The following is a 17,425-nucleotide window of genomic DNA, read 5'->3' on the forward strand; positions in this document are numbered from 1 at the left end:
GCATTAATTTTGACCGTCTAACGGCTAAAAGTAGAACGCGGCGGCGATGAAGTAATCCGCGGCAACGGGCCTGATTGGTCGAGAAAAGTTCGATGAATTGGTCTGCTTGCTTTACTATCACCACTGCAGACCGTGGGTGCGTGAAGAAAAGGGTAGTAAACTATGAACCAGAGCGATAACCTGGTCGAGATTTGCGGATTGAGCTTTCGTCGGGGCGATCGCGTTATTTTCGATAATATCAGTATGCAGTTTCCGCGCGGCAAAGTGACGGCGATCATGGGGCCGTCGGGCATCGGTAAAACGACGCTGCTACGCCTTATCGGCGGGCAATTGCCGCCGGACAGCGGCGAAATTTGGGTAGACGGTGACAATATACCCACGCTGTCGCGCTGTCGACTCTATGAGGTGCGTAAGAAAATCAGCATGCTATTCCAGTCCGGCGCGCTGTTTACCGACAATACCGTCTTCGAGAATGTGGCGTTTCCGCTGCGTCGGCATACCCGTTTACCGGAGCCGGTGCTGCGCAGCACGGTACTGATGAAACTGGAAGCGGTGGGATTGCGCGGGGCGGCATCGTTGATGCCGGCAGAGCTGTCGGGCGGTATGGCGCGCCGTGCGGCGCTGGCCCGCGCCATCGCACTGGATCCTGAGCTGATTATGTTCGATGAGCCGTTTGTGGGACAAGATCCGATCACCATGGGGGTGCTGGTCAAGCTTATCGACAAGCTGAATCATGCGCTCGGCGTTACCTGTATCGTCGTGTCCCACGACGTGCCGGAGGTCTTGAGCATCGCCGATTACGCCTATATCGTTGCCGAGCAGCACGTCGTGGCGGAAGGGACGCCGGCCAGCCTGCGTGACAACCGGGATCCGCGGGTGAGGCAATTTCTCGACGGTATCGCCGATGGGCCTGTTCCGTTTAACGTTCCCGCCGAAGATTATCAGACCCAGCTATTGGGCGCAGGGAGTTAACCTCAGTCATGGTACGAGAAGCAATCGCGTCCTTCGGACGCCGGGGGATCAACATCTGCCACGGTTTTGGCCGGGCCGGTGTCATGTTGTTCAACGCGCTGATAAATAAACCGGCGCTGCGCGAACAATGGCCGCCACTGGTCAAACAACTTTACGGCGTCGGCGTATTATCGCTGGTGATTATTATGGTGTCTGGCCTGTTTATCGGTATGGTACTGGGATTGCAGGGCTACATCATTCTCACCACCTACAGCGCGGAGTCCAGCCTGGGAATGCTGGTCGCGCTATCGCTGTTGCGCGAGCTAGGGCCGGTGGTGGCCGCACTGCTGTTTGCCGGCCGGGCGGGTTCTGCGCTTACCGCCGAAATAGGCTTGATGAAGGCTACCGAGCAGCTTTCCAGTCTGGAGATGATGGCGGTGGATCCGCTGCGCCGGGTGGTGGCGCCGCGTTTTTGGGCCGGCGTTATCAGTATGCCGCTGTTGACGGCGATTTTCATTGCGGTCGGTATCTGGGGCGGCGCCGTGGTCGGCGTCGAATGGAAAGGAATCGACAGCTGCTTCTTCTGGTCTGCAATGCAAGGCGCCGTGGACTGGCGGCAAGATTTGGTAAGCTGTGTCATCAAGAGTGTGGTTTTCGCTATCAGCGTCACCTGGATTGCGCTGTTTAATGGTTACGACGCGATCCCGACCTCCGAGGGGATCAGCCGCGCAACCACTCGCACGGTGGTCTACGCTTCGCTGGCAGTGTTGGGATTGGATTTTGCGCTGACGGCACTGATGTTTGGGAACTAAGTGAATGCAAACCAAAAAAAGTGAAATCTGGGTCGGCGCGTTTATGATTATTGCCCTCTGCGCCATCGTGTTTCTTTGCCTGAAGGTGGCGGATATCCGTTTGGTGAGTAATGCGGCAACTTATCGGATCAGCGCTTCTTTCGACAATATCGGCGGTCTTAAAGTGCGATCGCCGGTGCGGGTCGGCGGGGTCGTTATCGGCCGGGTCGCGGATATTACCCTCGATCCTAAAACCTATACGCCGAAAGTCACCATGGACATCGAACAGACCTATAATCATATACCCGATACCAGTTCCCTGGCGATCTGTACCTCGGGCCTGTTGGGGGAACAATACCTGGCGCTGAATATCGGTTTCGATGATTCGGAAATGAACACCTCGATACTGAAAGACGGCGGTGTTATCCAGGATACCAAATCGGCTATCCTGCTGGAGGACCTGATTGGTCAGTTCCTCTACAAGAGCGGCAGCGGTGACAATAATGCTGCCGGCGAGGGCCAGGCTAATGGCGCCGATAGCGGCAATGGACCCGGCGCGGGCCAGAGCCGCGGCAACGGCGGTGCGGGCGCCAGACAGTAGGAGGGTCCCCGCGGCCGGAAAGGCGTTAGCGCCGGCCGTCCGGCGCCTTATTATTGGTACCGGGCAATGCGCGGCTGTCTTCAGCGTCGCCACCCGGTTGTTCTGACCCGTGAGGCGGTGTAACCCTAACAGGAGAAATGCATGCTTAAACGTTTATTCATGGTGGCGCTGTTGGCGATTGCTCCGCTGACACAGGCTGCCGATCAGAGCAATCCTTATCGTTTGATGAGTGATGCGGCGAGCAAGACCTTTACTCGCCTGAAAAATGAACAGGGCAAAATTCATCAGGATCCCAACTACCTGCGCACCGTGGTGCGAGAAGAGCTGCTTCCTTATGTGCAGGTGAAATACGCTGGCGCGCTGGTGCTGGGGCGCTATTATCGTGAAGCCACGCCGGCGCAGCGCGACGCGTATTTCAAAGCGTTCCAGGACTATCTGGAACAGGCTTACGGCCAGGCGCTGGCGCTTTACAGCAACCAGACCTATCAGATCGCGCAGGAGAAACCGCTCGGTGACGCCACGATTATGGCTATTCGCGTGACGATTATCGATCAGGGCGGCCAGCCGCCGGTGCGCCTTGATTTTCAGTGGCGTAAAAACAGCGTCTCCGGCAACTGGCAGGCCTACGACATGATCGCCGAAGGGGTCAGTATGATTACCACCAAGCAAAACGAGTGGGCCTCCACGTTGCGCACTAAGGGCATTGATGGGCTGACGCAGCAATTGCAGGCCGCCGCCAGAACGCCGATTACCCTGGATAAGCAGCGTAATGGCTGAGGAATTAAGCTGGTATGCGCAAGGGCAAACATTAATCCTGCACGGAGAGCTGGATCGCGACACGTTGCTGACGCTCTGGCAGCACCGGCAGCCATTGCTGGAAGGTATCCGGTTCCTGGATGTCTCCAACCTGCGGCGCGTCGATTCCGCCGGCGTGGCGCTTATGCTGCATTTTTACCATTATCAGCAGCAGCGGAGCGCTACGCTTGCGCTTACCGGCGTCACCGATAGGCTGCGCACGCTTATCGCGCTATACAAGCTGCAGGCGATCCTGCCCTGTATGGCGACTGCGGACACCTGATCCATTACCCCCGGCGCCTTGCGCGCTGCGGTGACAGGGGGTAGCGTCACTCCGCCGGTGTCACCGGTACCGTTATGCTTGCCCCTGCTTTTTTTGGCGCACGTCGCGCCCGATGGCTTGACCGCGTGTCGCGTCGTGTTGCCGGTACCTTAATCTGCCGTCATCATGAACTCTGGTGTCGCCGTGGCCGGAGCGACGTAAAAGAATCACGGTTAATTGCTTTTCCTGTTCCCGAGCGCGGCGGATTCCTCTAAGATAGCGGTCTGATTCCCGACCCTGAAAAGAAAGACTTTATATGGAAACAAGTGAAATCAAAGCGGTGCTGATGAAAGCCCTGGCGCTGGACGCAGCTCACGTAAGCGGCGACGGCAGCCATTTTCAGGTTATTGCGGTCAGCGAGCAGTTCGCCGGCATGAGCCGGGTAAAAAAACAGCAAACGATATATGCGCCGCTGATGGAATATATTTCGGATAACAGCATCCACGCCTTATCGATCAAAGCCTACACCCCCGATGAGTGGCAGCGCGATCGCAAGCTGAACGGTTTTTAAATGTTAACCCTGGCGGTTAACAGCCTTCCCGTGAACTACAGAGAGCAGTCGTAATGGATAAATTTAGTGTCCAGGGTCCTACCCGGTTAAGCGGCGAAATCACTATTTCGGGTGCCAAAAATGCCGCGCTGCCGATTTTGTTCGCCGCGTTGCTGGCGGAAGAATTGGTGGAGATTCAAAACGTTCCCAAGTTAAAAGACATCGACACCACCATGAAACTGCTTGGCCAGCTCGGTGCCAGAGTGGAACGGAATGGATCGGTGCATGTGGACGCCAGCGACGTTGACGTTTACTGCGCGCCCTATGAGCTGGTGAAAACCATGCGTGCGTCGATTTGGGCGCTGGGGCCGCTGGTGGCGCGTTTCGGCCAAGGGCAGGTCTCTTTGCCGGGCGGCTGCGCTATCGGCGCGCGTCCTGTGGATTTACATATCAGCGGCCTGGAGCAGCTGGGCGCCACCATCAAGCTGGAAGAGGGTTACGTCAAAGTTTCGGTGGACGGCCGTTTGCGCGGCGCGCATATTATCATGGATAAAGTGAGCGTCGGCGCCACGGTAACGATCATGAGCGCGGCGACACTGGCGACCGGCACCACCATCATCGAAAACGCCGCCCGCGAGCCAGAAATTGTCGACACCGCCAATTTCCTCATTACGCTGGGCGCGAAGATTAGCGGCGCCGGTACCGATAAAATTACCATCGAAGGGGTCGAGCGGCTCGGCGGTGGTGTTTATCGCGTGTTGCCCGATCGCATCGAGACCGGCACATTTCTGGTGGCGGCGGCTATCTCCCGCGGCCGCGTGGTGTGTCATGCCACCCGCCCCAATACACTGGATGCCGTACTGGCTAAGCTGCGCGAAGCGGGCGCGGATATCGCCGTCGGCGACGACTGGATAAGCCTGGATATGCACGGTCAGCGGCCAAAGGCGGTTACGGTGCGTACCGCCCCGCATCCTGGTTTTCCTACCGATATGCAGGCGCAGTTCAGTCTGCTTAATCTGGTAGCCGACGGGACCGGCGTCATCACCGAGACCATCTTTGAGAACCGTTTCATGCACGTCCCCGAACTGATTCGGATGGGGGCACATGCGGAAATCGAAAGTAATACCGTTATCTGCCACGGCGTTGAGACGTTATCGGGGGCACAGGTGATGGCGACCGATTTGCGCGCCTCCGCCAGCCTGGTGCTGGCCGGCTGCATCGCCGAGGGTGTAACGGTGGTGGACCGCATTTATCATATCGATCGCGGTTATGACTGCATCGAGGAAAAATTGCGGCGTATGGGCGCTAATATCGAACGGATCAGCGGGGAATAGAGCCGCGCTCGCCGTTTTGCTCACGGGCGCGCGCAGTTTGGCGGGGCCGGCACGGCCGTAAGCCGCTTGTCGCCCGCCGTATCCGGCGGGCGCAGTGCGCTGCGAGCCACGCAGTCCTGTCGCGACCGCAACAGCACGGTCGCGAACGCGGGATGTTAATTTGAAGCCGGGTACTCCTGAATGGAGATTGCCACCGTCAATTTCTTGCCGTTACGCAGGATCTCGACCGGTATGCGTGAGCCGGGACGGATTTCCGCCACCTGATCCATCGTTTCAATGGGGGAGATGGCCGGCTTGTGGTTGACGCTCAGGATGACATCCTCCACCTGAATGCCGACTTGCGACGCCGGGCCGCCGGGGGTCACTTCGTTGACGATGATGCCCTGAATGCGATCGAGGCAGCCGCCATTATGCATGGGCGCCACTTCACGGCCCCCGATACCGATGTAACCGCGGATCACCCGACCATCGCGAATCAACTTGTTCATCACCTTGGTGGCCAGCGCGCTAGGAATGGCAAAACCGATACCTTCCGGCGTTTCGCCGTTGTTGCTCTTATCGAACGATAGGGTATTGATCCCCACCAGTTCGCCCAGCGTGTTAATCAGCGCGCCGCCGGAGTTGCCGTGATTGATGGACGCGTCGGTCTGCAGAAAATTCTGCCGCCCGGAGGGGCTAAGGCCGATGCGGCCGGTGGCGCTGATAATGCCTTGGGTTATGGTTTGTCCCAAATTATAGGGATTACCGATGGCCATGACGACATCGCCGATGTGAGGCTGCCGGTTGGGATTGATGGAAATCACCGGCAGATTGCTGGCGTCGATTTTCAGCACCGCCAGATCGGTCAGGCTGTCCGAACCGATCAGCAGCGCTTCATAGACCTGGCCATCCTGCAGTGCGACGATGATCTGCTCGGCATCGTTGATGACATGTTTGTTGGTCAGCAAATAGCCTTTCTGATTCATAATCACGCCAGAGCCCAGCGTGCGGATTTCCAGCTGATTGTGGGCGCTGCTGTTCATGCTGCGGTTATAGACATAGACCACAGCCGGCGCGGCGCGGCGCACCCCCTGGTTGTAACTGACGGGCTGTTCGCTATCGCTATTAGCGGCGGGGTGCAATAACTGGCCGGTCGTGGAGCGAAGCATAGGCACCAGTACCAGCAACAGGGCTGCGACAATGAAACCGATTATCACAGCACGAAGCAACTTTAGGAGCATGGGACTCGCAGGGGTAGTGGAAAATAGCGGCAGGATAGCACGAGTTAAACGGACACCGCAGCGCCGGCGTCCGTTTTTTTAAATGCTTAGCGCAATAACAGGAAAATACTCGCGTCGCCGCGCACGATATTCAGCGCCATGACCGCCGGTTTGGCCTCCAGCACTTTACGCAGCTGCGCGACGCTTTGTACCCGTTCGCGGTTCAGACCGACAATAACATCGCCCTTTTGCAGACCGATTGCGGCGGCGGGGGAGTCTTTTACCACTTCCTCCACCTGAACGCCCTTGGTGCCGTCTTTCAGCAAACCATTGCTGAGGGAAGCTCCCTGCAGCGCCGGCGTGAGGATCTCTTCGCTGGTGGTGGCGGATGCGCTGTCATTCAGGACCACCGAGGCCGTTTGCGCTTTGCCGTTGCGCAGCAGGCCAAGCTTGACGGTTTTACCGGGTGCGGTAGTACCGACCTTGACCCGCAGTTCGGCGAAACTCTGAATCGGCTTGCCTTCCACCGAAACAATGATATCACCGGCTTTGATACCGGCTTTGGCGGCAGCGGAATTCGGCAGCACCTCGCTGACGAAGGCGCCACGCTGAGCATCAATATTGAAGGCTTTGGCAATATCGGCGGTTAGCTCGGTGCCTTTGATGCCCAATTGGCCGCGTTTGACTTCGCCATATTCAATTAATTGCTGACTCAAGTTTTTGACGATATTGCTGGGGATAGCAAAACCGATACCGATGTTACCGCCGCCCGGCGCCAGAATGGCGGTATTGATACCAATCAGCTCGCCGTTGAGATTGACCAGCGCGCCGCCGGAATTGCCGCGGTTAATGGACGCGTCGGTCTGGATGAAGTTTTCCAGGCCTTCCAGATTGAAGCCGCTGCGGCCCAGAGCGGAAACAATACCGGACGTGGCGGTCTGGCCGAGACCGAACGGGTTGCCCACCGCGACGGCAAAATCGCCGACTTTCAGGGTATCGGAGTCGGCCATGGTCACCTCGCTGAGGTTTTTTGGCGTAGGCAACTGCAACAGCGCCAGATCGGTCTGCTCATCGTGCCCGACCAGTTTAACATCGAATTCACGGCCGTCATTAAGCTGCACTTTAATCTTGTCTGCGCCGTTGACCACGTGATTATTGGTAATCACATAACCTTTTGCGGCGTTGATGATGACCCCCGAACCCAACCCTTCAAATGGGCGCGATCCAACGTTGCCGCCCGGGGTGTCGGGCCCGAAGAAGTATTTGAACTCCTTGGGCAGCGCGGGACGTCGGACCGGTTGGGAGCCTTCGACGTGAACGCTTACTACCGCTGGCAGAACTTTAGTCAGCATGGGCGCCAGGCTTGGCATGGATTGCCCCGCCACTTCGACCGGCAGCGCCGCCTGCGGCGCCGAAAAAGGAATCAGGCTTAGCCCGATGCTGAGTGCCAGTGCGCTGAAGAGTGGTGTCGTTTTCATTGTAACCTTAACTCGCTCGTTTTCGTACCAGATACCCTGGTCCAGGCACCCGGTGACGGCATCATAATCGCCATTATGACCCTGCCGGGCGGGGAAAAGTTCAGCCTGTGGGCGCGCCGATGCCGGCGCCGTCACGGGGCGTGATCGCTATTTGTGCAAGCCGCGCGTCGTGCGCAGCAAGCCGCTGGCCCTTTCCGGATAATCACGCGGCTGCATTTCCGCCGGGATTTGGTCGTTGTCCGCTTCCGCTTCGGTGAGGCGATAGCGGAACGGATTATCTTCGCTGCGCTGATCCGGCAGCGAGCTATTGGAACTCTTGGCCATATGCTGACAGAGCTGACGGTAATCGTCGGCCATGTTGTCCAGCAATTCTGCGCTGCGGGCGGAATGGCTGGTCAACTCTTCGCGATACTCGTCCAGCTCGGTTTTGCTTTTTTCCAGTTCGTGCTGAAGCGTTTGCTGCTGACGCAGCTTACGATTACCGAAACGCATAGCGACCGCACCGATAATTATGCCCACTATCAATCCGATCAGCGCATATTCCCAGGTCATAATGACTCCTATTTTTGACTTCGTTGTCCCGTAGGGTGTTTAATACACAATTAGCTTCACTATAACCGGTAACGCGCCATCAGTGGAACCGGAGAGTGTGACGACGGGTTACCAGCTGGGGGGCCGGGCTGTTGTGTTCGGCCGCGCCGCTGTTTAGGATGTGTGGCACCCGTTTTTTTTAACCTTTCATTTTCATTCAGGAAATGTCAGCCACATGCAAGCCACTTCGCCGTTGTCCCTTTACCAGCAGATGCTGGCGCAAGAGGTATATCAGTCCGATGACGTCCAGGCCGCCGCCTGCGTCCCATCGGGCCTGCTCGGCCGGCCGGGCAAAAAATGGCTAGGCAAAAGCGAGTGGGCAACCGACGAACCGGTCCCGGGTTTATATATGTGGGGCGGGGTGGGCAGAGGCAAGACCTGGCTGATGGATTTATTTTACCGCAGCCTGCCCGGCGAGCGTAAACTGCGGATCGCTGGAGATCATTGCCGACGGCTTCAAGGCTGAGATCGACGTACTCTGTTTCGATGAATTCTTCGTGACCGATATTACCGACGCGATGCTGCTTGGCACGCCGATGCAGGCGCTGTTTGCGCGCGGGGTTACGCTTGTGGCGACCTCGAACATTCCGCCGGATGATCTTTACCGCAACGGTCTGCAGCGCGCGCGTTTTCTGCCGGCTATCGAATTAATAAAACCCCACTGCGCTGTCATGAATGTGGATGCCGGCATTGATTAGCGCCTGCGTACCCTGACGCAGGCCAATTTGTGGCTCACCCCCCGCGGCAACGAGACCGACCGGGCGATGGCGCAGATGTTTTGCGCTCTGGCGGGGAAACATCTCGCCCTGGACGGCGATGCGCCGGCGCTGGAAATCAATCATCGCCCGCTGCCGACTTTAGGCGTGATTGATGGCGTGGTGGCGTTGGATTTCGCCGAGTTATGCGGCGGTGCGCGCAGCCAAAACGACTATATCGTTCTCTCAGAACGCTTCCACAGCGTTCTGCTGCATAATGTGCAGCCGATGGGCGGCGATCAGGAGAATACCGCCCGCCGCTTTTTTTGGCGCTGGTGGATGAGTTTTACGAACGGCACGTCAAGCTAGTGGTCGGCGCCAGCGTGCCGATGTCGGCGTTGTATCAGGGAACAGCTGCTGCGCTTCGAGTATCAGCGCTACCTGTCGCGTTTGCAGGAAATGCAGAGCGAGGAGTACCTCAGACTGGCGCATCAGCCTTGATGATGTAAAAAAGGGTCGATCTTTGCGGACGACTTCTCTATAATCTTGCGACCCCACGTTACATTGAGGTTTTTTCCCAAAACTTCAATTGTGCCAGCAACGGCTACTCGAAGGGGTAAGTTTGCTGGACTGAAAGCTGTGTGAGCCTCATAACTGTTCATTAAAGAGTTTGGGTTTTCACCAATGTGTAACTTAAATTGGGTAAGCTCTTACATGAAAACTTTTACAGCAAAAGCAGAAACGGTCAAACGTAACTGGTATGTTGTCGACGCCGAAGGGAAAACCCTTGGCCGTCTTGCTACCGAATTGGCTCGCCGTCTGCGTGGCAAGCATAAAGCGGAATATACGCCGCATGTGGATACTGGTGATTATCTTATCGTTCTGAACGCTGACAAAGTGGCCGTTAGCGGCAACAAGTGTAACGACAAGATCTACTATCACTACACCGGCCACGTCGGTGGTATCAAACAAGCGACCTTTGAAGAGATGATTGCCCGCCGCCCTGAGCGTGTGATTGAAATCGCGGTTAAAGGCATGCTGCCAAAAGGCCCGCTGGGTCGTGTTATGTTCCGTAAACTGAAAGTTTACGCCGGTACCGAGCACAACCACGCGGCACAACAACCGCAAGTTCTGGACATTTAATTGGGATTATAGGCAATGCCTGAAGGTCAATATTACGGCACTGGTCGCCGTAAAAGCTCTTCCGCTCGCGTCTTCGTTAAGGCGGGCAGCGGCAGCATGGTTATTAACCAGCGTAGTCTGGATCAGTACTTCGGTCGTGAAACCGCCCGCATGGTGGTTCGTCAGCCGCTGGAGCTGGTCGACATGCTGGGCAAAGTGGACCTGTACATCACCGTCAAGGGTGGCGGCATCTCCGGTCAGGCAGGCGCCATTCGCCACGGTATTACCCGTGCGCTGATGGAATATGACAAAACGCTGCGCGCGGATCTGCGCAAAGGCGGTTTCGTTACCCGTGACGCCCGTCAGGTTGAACGTAAGAAAGTCGGTCTGCGTAAAGCACGCAGTCGTCCGCAGTTCTCCAAACGTTAATTCCCGCAGTTTTCACTGCAGCGAAAAGCCCGGACCCGTCCGGGCTTTTTTTATTTATCGCGTCCTGACCCCGTCTGCAATATCAACCGCAACCAGTTATTCACGCTGATTTGCCATATCGTGCCCCACAAAGCAGGCAAAATCTGATAAACTAGCCAACGCTGATATGCCTGTTTACTTGGCTGGCGTTTTGTTTACCGGCTGCAAGCTTTCCGGCTCCGGTTGCAGCGGGCAAAGTGGCTACGGGTCAACGGCAGACAAATCAGGAAAATAACCCTGGGTTAGGGTCATTCGCGGTATTTTCTCAATAAACTTGGAGGTTTTCATGGCTGTCGCTGCCAACAAACGTTCGGTGATGACGCTGTTTTCCGGCACGACTGACATTTTCAGCCATCAAGTGCGTATCGTGCTGGCGGAAAAAGGGGTGAGTGTCGAAATTGAGCAGGTTGAGATGGATAATCTGCCGCAGGACCTGATTGACCTTAATCCTTACCGCACTGTGCCGACGCTGGTCGATCGCGAACTGACGCTTTACGAATCCCGCATTATCATGGAATACATTGATGAACGGTTCCCGCATCCGCCGCTGATGCCGGTCTATCCGGTAGCGCGCGGCACCAGCCGCCTGATGATGCACCGCATCGAGAACGATTGGTATACGCTGATGCGCAAAATCGAGCAAAGCAGCGGCAGCGAAGTGGACAACGCTTGTCGGCAACTCCGTGAGGAACTGCTGGCCGTGGCGCCGGTATTTAATGAAGCGCCTTTCTTCATGAGCGAGGAGTTCAGCCTGGTGGATTGCTACCTGGCGCCGCTGCTGTGGCGTTTACCGCAGCTGGGTATTGAACTGGCCGGCGTGGGCGCCAAGGAGCTGAAAGGGTATATGACGCGCGTATTTGGACGCGATGCCTTCCTGGCCTCGCTGACCGAAGCCGAGCGCGAAATGCGCCTGCAGACGCGGGAGTAATGGGATGGAGGTGACTCAGCTTTCGCCGCGCCGGCCATACCTGCTGCGGGCTTTTTATGAATGGTTGCTTGATAATCAGCTAACGCCGCATCTGGTGGCGGATGTCACCGTGGATGGCGTGATGATGCCGATGGAATTTGCCCGCGACGGGCAAATCGTGCTGAATATCGCACCGCGCGCCGTGACGAATCTGACGCTGGGCAACGACGACGTGCAGTTCAATGCCCGCTTTGGCGGCGGCGTGCCGCGGCAAGTAGTAGTGCCGATGGCGGCCGTACTGGCAGTCTATGCCCGTGAAAACGGTGCCGGTACCATGTTCGAGCCTGAGGTGGCCTACGAGCAGCTGACGCGGGCGGACGATGACAGTGCTGAAGAGCCGGCAACGGAGACCGTCATGTCGGTGATCGATGGCGCCCGGCCGGATAATGCGCAGGCTGGCGATCCCGAGGACGAGCCGCCACCGCCGCGCAGCGGTGGCCGGCCATCATTACGCGTGGTGAAGTAAGCACCCGCGGCGGCCGGGTGCGTGGTCCGCCGCAGACGAAACGCTGCCCGAGCCATACCCTATACATGCAAAAGTCGCACCCGGCATCGCCGGGGCGGCTTTTTTCTCGACTCAACGCAGAGGAAGGCGTTTACACTTCCAGATAATGCATAATGCCTTCAGCCGCTTTTCGCCCTTTAGCAATGGCGGTGAGCACCAGATCGGAGCCGCGTACCGCGGCTCCGCCGGCGAAGATTTTTGGATTGCTGGTCTGGAAGGGGGCCGCGCCGTTTTCCGGCGTCATGATCCGGCCCTGACTGTCCAGCTCATCGCGGGCGGGCGGAGGCCGAAGGCAACGACCACCGCATCGGCATCAACGATATGCTCGGAGCCTGCGACGATTTCGGCGCGGCGACGGCCATGGGCATCCGGAGCGCCCATGGCGGTACGCACTATCTTCACACCGCAAACCCGGCCATCGGCACCCACTTCGATGCTCACCGGCTGTAGATTGAACATGAATTCCACCCTTTCCTCGCGCGAGTTCTTCACTTCCCGGCGCGAGCTCGGCATGTTTTCCTCATCGCAGCGATAGGCGATGATAACCCGGCTGGCGCCGTGGCGAATCGAGGTGCGGCCGGAGTCCATCAGGGTATCGCCGCCGCCCAGCACCCGCCACGCGCTTGCCGCTCATGTTCACGTAGGGCGCGTCGTCGGGATTACCAAAGCCCATCAGCTCGCGGGTATTGGCGACCAGAAACGGCAAGGCGTCGTATGCGCCGGGAGCATTCTCGTTATCCAGCCTGCCGCGCATGGATTGATAAGTGCCGCCGCCCAGGAAGACCGCATCGTATTCCCCCAGCAAATCGCTGAGCTGCACATCTTTACTGATTTTGGTATTCAGACGGAACTCGATGCCCATATCGCTGAAGATCTCGCGGCGCTTTATCATCACCTCTTTCTCAAGCTTAAAGGCGGGGATACCGAAAGTCAGCAGACCGCTGATTTCCGGATGACGGTCAAAGATAACCGCCTGCACGCCGTTGCGCGCCAGAACATCAGCACAGGCCAGTCCCGTGGGACCGGGATTGGCACCGACAATCGCCACCCGCTTGCCGGTGGGAACGACGTTGGCGATGCTCGGTTTCCAGCCTATCTCGATGGCTTTATCGTTAGTATAACGCTCGATATTACCGATGGTGACGGCGCCGAATTCATCGTTCAGTGTGCAGGAGCCCTCGCACAGGCGGGCCTGCGGGCAAACCCGGCCGCACACTTCCGGCAGACTGTTGGTCTGTTGGGATAGTTCGGCTGCTTCGATAATCCGTCGCTCGTTGGCAAGCTTAAGCCAATTAAGAATGTAGTTATGTACCGGATATTTCCATTCACAGTAAGGGTTGCCGCAGGAGAGACAGCGGTCCGCCTGCGCTTTGGACTACGAGTCGGAGAACGGCTCGTAGATTTTCACAAATTCAATTTTACGCACCTTCAGCGGCTTTTTCGGCGGATCCACACGCTGGAGGTCAATAAATTGATAGACATTTTGACTCATCATTAACCTCTTACTGCGCTTGCACGCGCAATTCTGCCGCGGAGCCGCTGCGGTGGCCAACAACGCTTTCACATCGCTCGGTTTTGATTTCGTCAGCGCGAAGCGACCCGCCCAGGCTGGCTGATCGGCCAGCAGCTCCTCGCCGCGGTGCGAGCCGGTCAAATAAACGTGCTCGGTAATCAGCCCGCGCAGATGCTCTTCGTGAATGGCCAAATCCGCCACGGCTAGCACTTCCACCAGCTCCGGATTCACACGTTTGCTGAAATCGCCATGCTCATCAAGCACATAAGCAAAAACGTTGGTCATGCACGCACCGAAGTTGACGCCGGTACGGGCCTAGCACGCACACAATGCCGCCGGTCATGTATTCGCAGCCGTTGTCGCCCACGCCTTCCACCACCGTGATAGCGCCGGAGTTACGCACCGTGAAACGCTCACCGGCCCAGCTCCGCCATGATTTCGCAGGTTTCCTGCGCGATAAAGTGGAAATGATTCGTCACGCGTTCCGGCAGCCCGTGGTAATGATCGCGGCGCCGCTTTTCGTCCTGGGTCGCAACAACCCCGGTGGCGCAGTTATTGAGGTGGCAAATGCGCAGATATTTGCAGCCCAGCGCCACCATCGGTCCGGTGCCGAAACCGAAGCTTTCAGCACCGAGGATGGCCGCCTTGATGATGTCCTGTCCGGTTTTGAGGCCGCCGTCCACCTGCAGGCGAATTTTATGGCGTAGTCCGTTAGCCACCAGCGCTTGCTGCGTCTCCACCAGACCCAATTCCCAGGGCGAGCCGGCGTATTTTACCGAGGAGAGCGGGCTGGCGCCGGTACCGCCGTCGTAGCCGGCGATGGTAATTAAATCCGCGTAGGCTTTGGCCACGCCTGTGGCGATGGTGCCGACACCGGGTTTGGACACCAGCTTGACCGAAATCAGCGCCTTGGCATTGACCTGTTTGAGGTCGAATATCAGTTGCGCCAGATCTTCTATCGAGTAGATATTGTAATGCGGCGGCGGAGAAATCAGCGTGACGCCGGGCACCGAATAACGCAGGCGCGCGATGTAGGGGGTGACTTTATCCCCCGGTAGCTGGCCGCCTTCGCCGGGCTTGGCGCCCTGCGCCGCCTTGATCTGAATGACGTCGGCATTGACCAGATAAGCTGGCGTCACGCCGAAGCGGCCGGACGCCAGCTGTTTGATCCGCGACACTTTATCGGTACGGTAACGGGCAGGATCTTCACCGCCCTCGCCGGAGTTGGAGAAGCCGCCCAGCCCGTTCATCGCCTGGGCCAGCGACTCATGGGCCTCCGGGCTGAGTGCGCCGATGGACATGGCGGTGGTATCGAATCGCTTATACAGATGCTCCGCCGGCTCTACCTGATCCACCGCCACCGCCTGGCCATTGGGTTTTAATTGCAGCAGATCCCGCAGCGTCGCGACCGGGCGCTGATTGACCAGATCGGCATACTGTTGATAGTCCCGCCTCCCGCCGCTGCGCACCGCCTGTTGCAGAGTGCTCACGACATCGGGATTATAGGCGTGGTATTCGCCGTCGTGGACATATTTAAGCAGCCCGCCCTGATCGAGCACTTTGCGCTTCAGCCAGGCCCGTTTTGACAGGTTCAGTAAATCAAGCTCGAAATCGCTAAAGCTGGCGCCGCCGATGCGGCTGACCACGCCCTGGAAGCACAGATCGGTCAGATCGCGATGCAGGCCGACCGCCTCGAACAGCTTCGAGCAACGGTATGAGGCGACGGTTGAAATGCCCATTTTGGACATGATCTTGTACAGCCCCTTATTGATGCCGTTGCGAAAGTTCAGCATCACCGTGCGGTAATCTTTATTGATGGTGCCATTATATCTACCATGCCGGCCAGGCTTTCATAAGCCAGGAACGGATAAATCGCGGTGGCGCCAAAGCCCAGCAGCACCACAAAGTGATGCGGATCGCGGGCGCTGGCGGTTTCCACGATCAGGTTGGTATCGCAGCGCAGGTTTTTTTCCACCAGGGGGTATGGATGGCGCCCACCGCCATCGGCGCCGGTACCGGTATGCGGCCCGGCGCGATAGCCCGGTCGGTCAGCACCAGCAGCACCGTGCCCTGGCGCACCATTTCTTCGGCGCGGTCGCACAAGCTCAGCAAGGTGTCATGCAGACTCGCCAGCGCCGGCTCAAAGGTGATATCCAGTTTATTGGCGCGGTAATGATCGCTGGCCTGGGTGGTGAGCTGGGTGAGATCGGAATACAGTAATATCGGCGATTTGAACGCCAGCCGGTACGCATGGCCTTCCGCTTCGCTAAAGACATTCATTTCGCGACCGATACAGGTGGCCAACGACATCACGTGGGCCTCGCGCAGCGAGTCGATAGGCGGGTTGGTCACCTGGGCGCACTGCTGGCGGAAATAGTCATAAATAACCCGCGGCCCCGGCTGGAGAGCGCGGCAAACGGTGTATCGTCCCCCATGGAGCCGGTAGCTTCCTGACCGTTTTCCCCCAGCACGCGGACGCTAACGTCAAGTTCTTTAAAGGTATAGCCAAACTGTTTTTGGTAGCTGCCAAGCAGATCATTATCCAGCGCGCGGAACCCGACCTGGTCGTCCGGCAGATCCTCGAACGGCGTCAGGTGGCGCACATTGCGCTCCATCCACTCTTTGTACGGGTGGCGGCTTTTCAGATCGTTATCGGTTTCCGCCGAATGCAGAATGCGCCCGCTGGTGGTGTCTATCACCATCAATTCCCCGGACCCGCCGCGGCCTTTTTCCACTACTTCGTCCGGCTGGTAATCCCATATGCCAATCTCGGAGGCGCATGTGATAAGCTTATCCGTCGTAATGACGGAGCGTGCCGGACGCAGGCTGTTGCGATCAAGGTTACAGGCGGCGAAGCGGCCGTCGGACATCAGCAGGCCTGCCGGACCGTCCCAAGGCTCCATATGCATCGAGTTAAAATCGAAGATAGCGCGCAGCTCCGCATCCATGTTGGGGTTGTTCTGCCAGGCGGGCGGCACCAGCAGGCGCATGGCGCGGATGAGATCCATCCCGCCGCTTAAAAACAGTTCCAGCATATTATTCAGCGAACTGGAATCCGCGCCGGTTTCATTGATAAACGGCGCGGATTCCTGCAAATCGGGGCTCAACGGCGTTTTCAGTTTGTAGGCGCGCGCCCCCATTGCCGGTTACCGGTAATAGTATTGATTTCGCCGTTATGGGCCAGATAGCGGAACGGCTAGGCCAGCAGCCACCGCGGGACAGTATTGGTCGAAAAGTGTAGTGGTCAACTAAAACTGGCTACCGCGTTAGCATTTTTCTAGTGTCTATTTTCTGATTCGTTTGGCGGTAACCCACCGTTATATTCATGCGGCCTGAGTGCGCTGTAATATCCCACGATATAGTCGGTAATTTCATGAGCTGCTTCGCTGAAGCTTATGTAGCCCGTTACCGGTATCCACTCGTTTTTCAGACTTCTGAAGAAGCGCTCCATCGGACTGTTATCCCAACAGTTACCCCGCTGACTCATGCTTTGTTTGATCCGGTAACGCCACAGCAACTGTCGGAACTGCCTGCTCGTATAGTGGCTACCCTGATCGCTGTGGAACATCACTCCGGCTGGTTTACCACGCGTTTCCCATGCCA

General features: G+C 57.5%; 18 protein-coding genes and 4 pseudogenes. 12 read left to right on the plus strand and 10 right to left on the minus strand.

Annotation, left to right across the window (positions count from 1 at the left end; all coding sequences use genetic code 11):
* Window positions 1-162: 162 nt before the first annotated feature.
* The 7 genes from mlaF (at window position 163) to murA (ending at window position 5,284) form a co-directional block, all read left to right on the plus strand.
* The gene (gene mlaF / locus ACTBDU_RS07645; protein WP_438806063.1) at window positions 163-972 is read left to right on the plus strand and encodes a phospholipid ABC transporter ATP-binding protein MlaF; all 810 of its coding nucleotides are present in this window, start codon (window positions 163-165) and stop codon (window positions 970-972) included.
* An 8-nt stretch (window positions 973-980) separates the two neighbouring features.
* Window positions 981-1,763: a lipid asymmetry maintenance ABC transporter permease subunit MlaE gene (mlaE, locus tag ACTBDU_RS07650; protein ID WP_438806064.1), complete on the plus strand. Its 783-nt coding sequence runs from the start codon at window positions 981-983 to the stop codon at window positions 1,761-1,763.
* 4 nt (window positions 1,764-1,767) lie between these two features.
* The gene (gene mlaD / locus ACTBDU_RS07655; RefSeq protein WP_438806065.1) at window positions 1,768-2,343 is read left to right on the plus strand and encodes an outer membrane lipid asymmetry maintenance protein MlaD; all 576 of its coding nucleotides are present in this window, start codon (window positions 1,768-1,770) and stop codon (window positions 2,341-2,343) included.
* A 141-nt stretch (window positions 2,344-2,484) separates the two neighbouring features.
* Window positions 2,485-3,120 (plus strand): phospholipid-binding protein MlaC, encoded by a 636-nt coding sequence (gene mlaC, locus ACTBDU_RS07660; RefSeq protein WP_438806066.1) that lies wholly within the window; start codon window positions 2,485-2,487, stop codon window positions 3,118-3,120.
* Window positions 3,113-3,421 carry a lipid asymmetry maintenance protein MlaB gene (gene mlaB, locus ACTBDU_RS07665; RefSeq protein ID WP_438806067.1) on the plus strand — a complete coding sequence of 103 codons (309 nt, stop codon included), beginning with the start codon at window positions 3,113-3,115 and terminating at the stop codon, window positions 3,419-3,421. Before mlaC ends, mlaB begins: the two co-directional genes overlap by 8 nt.
* A gap of 295 nt (window positions 3,422-3,716) precedes the next feature.
* Window positions 3,717-3,971: a BolA family iron metabolism protein IbaG gene (ibaG, locus tag ACTBDU_RS07670; RefSeq protein ID WP_438806068.1), complete on the plus strand. Its 255-nt coding sequence runs from the start codon at window positions 3,717-3,719 to the stop codon at window positions 3,969-3,971.
* 53 nt (window positions 3,972-4,024) lie between these two features.
* Window positions 4,025-5,284, plus strand: a complete 1,260-nt coding sequence (gene murA, locus ACTBDU_RS07675; protein WP_438806069.1) for a UDP-N-acetylglucosamine 1-carboxyvinyltransferase — start codon at window positions 4,025-4,027, stop codon at window positions 5,282-5,284.
* A 155-nt stretch (window positions 5,285-5,439) separates the two neighbouring features.
* Here murA and degS read toward each other — a convergent pair whose 3' ends face one another.
* From degS to zapG, 3 genes are all read right to left on the minus strand, one after another.
* Window positions 5,440-6,504 carry an outer membrane-stress sensor serine endopeptidase DegS gene (degS, locus tag ACTBDU_RS07680; RefSeq protein ID WP_438806070.1) on the minus strand — a complete coding sequence of 355 codons (1,065 nt, stop codon included), beginning with the start codon at window positions 6,502-6,504 and terminating at the stop codon, window positions 5,440-5,442.
* An 86-nt stretch (window positions 6,505-6,590) separates the two neighbouring features.
* Window positions 6,591-7,961, minus strand: a complete 1,371-nt coding sequence (gene degQ, locus ACTBDU_RS07685) for a serine endoprotease DegQ (protein ID WP_438806071.1) — start codon at window positions 7,959-7,961, stop codon at window positions 6,591-6,593.
* A gap of 147 nt (window positions 7,962-8,108) precedes the next feature.
* Window positions 8,109-8,513, minus strand: coding sequence for a Z-ring associated protein ZapG (gene zapG, locus ACTBDU_RS07690; RefSeq protein WP_438806072.1), 405 nt, complete (start codon window positions 8,511-8,513; stop codon window positions 8,109-8,111).
* A 214-nt stretch (window positions 8,514-8,727) separates the two neighbouring features.
* Between zapG and zapE the strand changes: the two are divergent.
* From zapE to sspB, 5 genes and pseudogenes are all read left to right on the plus strand, one after another.
* Window positions 8,728-9,748: pseudogene (gene zapE / locus ACTBDU_RS07695) on the plus strand (cell division protein ZapE).
* A gap of 213 nt (window positions 9,749-9,961) precedes the next feature.
* Window positions 9,962-10,390: a 50S ribosomal protein L13 gene (rplM, locus tag ACTBDU_RS07700; RefSeq protein ID WP_438806073.1), complete on the plus strand. Its 429-nt coding sequence runs from the start codon at window positions 9,962-9,964 to the stop codon at window positions 10,388-10,390.
* Window positions 10,391-10,405: 15 nt separating this feature from the next.
* Window positions 10,406-10,798 carry a 30S ribosomal protein S9 gene (rpsI, locus tag ACTBDU_RS07705; protein WP_438806074.1) on the plus strand — a complete coding sequence of 131 codons (393 nt, stop codon included), beginning with the start codon at window positions 10,406-10,408 and terminating at the stop codon, window positions 10,796-10,798.
* 325 nt (window positions 10,799-11,123) lie between these two features.
* Window positions 11,124-11,765, plus strand: coding sequence for a stringent starvation protein SspA (sspA, locus tag ACTBDU_RS07710; protein ID WP_438806075.1), 642 nt, complete (start codon window positions 11,124-11,126; stop codon window positions 11,763-11,765).
* 4 nt (window positions 11,766-11,769) lie between these two features.
* A complete protein-coding gene (sspB, locus tag ACTBDU_RS07715; protein WP_438806076.1) occupies window positions 11,770-12,270 on the plus strand; it encodes a ClpXP protease specificity-enhancing factor in 501 nt (166 codons plus the stop codon).
* Between the two features lie 130 nt (window positions 12,271-12,400).
* Here the strand turns inward: sspB and ACTBDU_RS07720 are convergent.
* The 7 genes and pseudogenes from ACTBDU_RS07720 to ACTBDU_RS07750 form a co-directional block, all read right to left on the minus strand.
* Window positions 12,401-13,801: pseudogene (locus ACTBDU_RS07720) on the minus strand (FAD-dependent oxidoreductase).
* Window positions 13,802-14,078: 277 nt separating this feature from the next.
* A complete protein-coding gene (locus ACTBDU_RS07725; RefSeq protein ID WP_438806077.1) occupies window positions 14,079-14,225 on the minus strand; it encodes a hypothetical protein in 147 nt (48 codons plus the stop codon).
* Between the two features lie 10 nt (window positions 14,226-14,235).
* Window positions 14,236-15,615: a glutamate synthase-related protein gene (locus ACTBDU_RS07730; protein WP_438806078.1), complete on the minus strand. Its 1,380-nt coding sequence runs from the start codon at window positions 15,613-15,615 to the stop codon at window positions 14,236-14,238.
* A pseudogene (locus ACTBDU_RS07735) lies at window positions 15,615-16,174 on the minus strand (glutamate synthase central domain-containing protein). The gene ACTBDU_RS07730 and the pseudogene ACTBDU_RS07735 overlap by 1 nt, the downstream one beginning before the upstream one ends.
* Window positions 16,171-16,524 (minus strand): glutamate synthase central domain-containing protein, encoded by a 354-nt coding sequence (locus tag ACTBDU_RS07740; RefSeq protein WP_438806082.1) that lies wholly within the window; start codon window positions 16,522-16,524, stop codon window positions 16,171-16,173. Before ACTBDU_RS07740 ends, ACTBDU_RS07735 begins: the two are co-directional and overlap by 4 nt.
* A pseudogene (gene gltB / locus ACTBDU_RS07745) lies at window positions 16,498-17,006 on the minus strand (glutamate synthase large subunit); the annotation flags it as partial. The gene ACTBDU_RS07740 and the pseudogene gltB, both read right to left, overlap by 27 nt.
* Before the next feature lie 93 nt (window positions 17,007-17,099).
* A partial coding sequence (locus ACTBDU_RS07750; RefSeq protein WP_438806079.1) for an integrase core domain-containing protein occupies window positions 17,100-17,425 on the minus strand: 326 nt, incomplete at its 5' end.

This window comes from Sodalis sp. (in: enterobacteria), from assembly GCF_051710625.1.
Taxonomy (GTDB): Bacteria; Pseudomonadota; Gammaproteobacteria; order Enterobacterales; family Enterobacteriaceae; genus JBPESN01.

Excerpts from the sequence above, each read along its gene's own strand:
- rplM (WP_438806073.1), top strand. The coding sequence starts at position 9,962 with ATGAAAACTTTTACAGCAAAAGCAGAAACGGTCAAACGTAACTGGTAT.
- ACTBDU_RS07740 (WP_438806082.1), bottom strand. The coding sequence starts at position 16,524 with ATGGTGATAGACACCACCAGCGGGCGCATTCTGCATTCGGCGGAAACC.
- sspB (WP_438806076.1), top strand. The coding sequence starts at position 11,770 with ATGGAGGTGACTCAGCTTTCGCCGCGCCGGCCATACCTGCTGCGGGCT.
- sspA (WP_438806075.1), top strand. The coding sequence starts at position 11,124 with ATGGCTGTCGCTGCCAACAAACGTTCGGTGATGACGCTGTTTTCCGGC.
- rpsI (WP_438806074.1), top strand. The coding sequence starts at position 10,406 with ATGCCTGAAGGTCAATATTACGGCACTGGTCGCCGTAAAAGCTCTTCC.
- degQ (WP_438806071.1), bottom strand. The coding sequence starts at position 7,961 with ATGAAAACGACACCACTCTTCAGCGCACTGGCACTCAGCATCGGGCTA.
- degS (WP_438806070.1), bottom strand. The coding sequence starts at position 6,504 with ATGCTCCTAAAGTTGCTTCGTGCTGTGATAATCGGTTTCATTGTCGCA.
- mlaB (WP_438806067.1), top strand. The coding sequence starts at position 3,113 with ATGGCTGAGGAATTAAGCTGGTATGCGCAAGGGCAAACATTAATCCTG.
- mlaE (WP_438806064.1), top strand. The coding sequence starts at position 981 with ATGGTACGAGAAGCAATCGCGTCCTTCGGACGCCGGGGGATCAACATC.
- zapG (WP_438806072.1), bottom strand. The coding sequence starts at position 8,513 with ATGACCTGGGAATATGCGCTGATCGGATTGATAGTGGGCATAATTATC.
- murA (WP_438806069.1), top strand. The coding sequence starts at position 4,025 with ATGGATAAATTTAGTGTCCAGGGTCCTACCCGGTTAAGCGGCGAAATC.
- mlaF (WP_438806063.1), top strand. The coding sequence starts at position 163 with ATGAACCAGAGCGATAACCTGGTCGAGATTTGCGGATTGAGCTTTCGT.
- mlaD (WP_438806065.1), top strand. The coding sequence starts at position 1,768 with ATGCAAACCAAAAAAAGTGAAATCTGGGTCGGCGCGTTTATGATTATT.
- mlaC (WP_438806066.1), top strand. The coding sequence starts at position 2,485 with ATGCTTAAACGTTTATTCATGGTGGCGCTGTTGGCGATTGCTCCGCTG.
- ACTBDU_RS07730 (WP_438806078.1), bottom strand. The coding sequence starts at position 15,615 with ATGCTGAACTTTCGCAACGGCATCAATAAGGGGCTGTACAAGATCATG.
- ibaG (WP_438806068.1), top strand. The coding sequence starts at position 3,717 with ATGGAAACAAGTGAAATCAAAGCGGTGCTGATGAAAGCCCTGGCGCTG.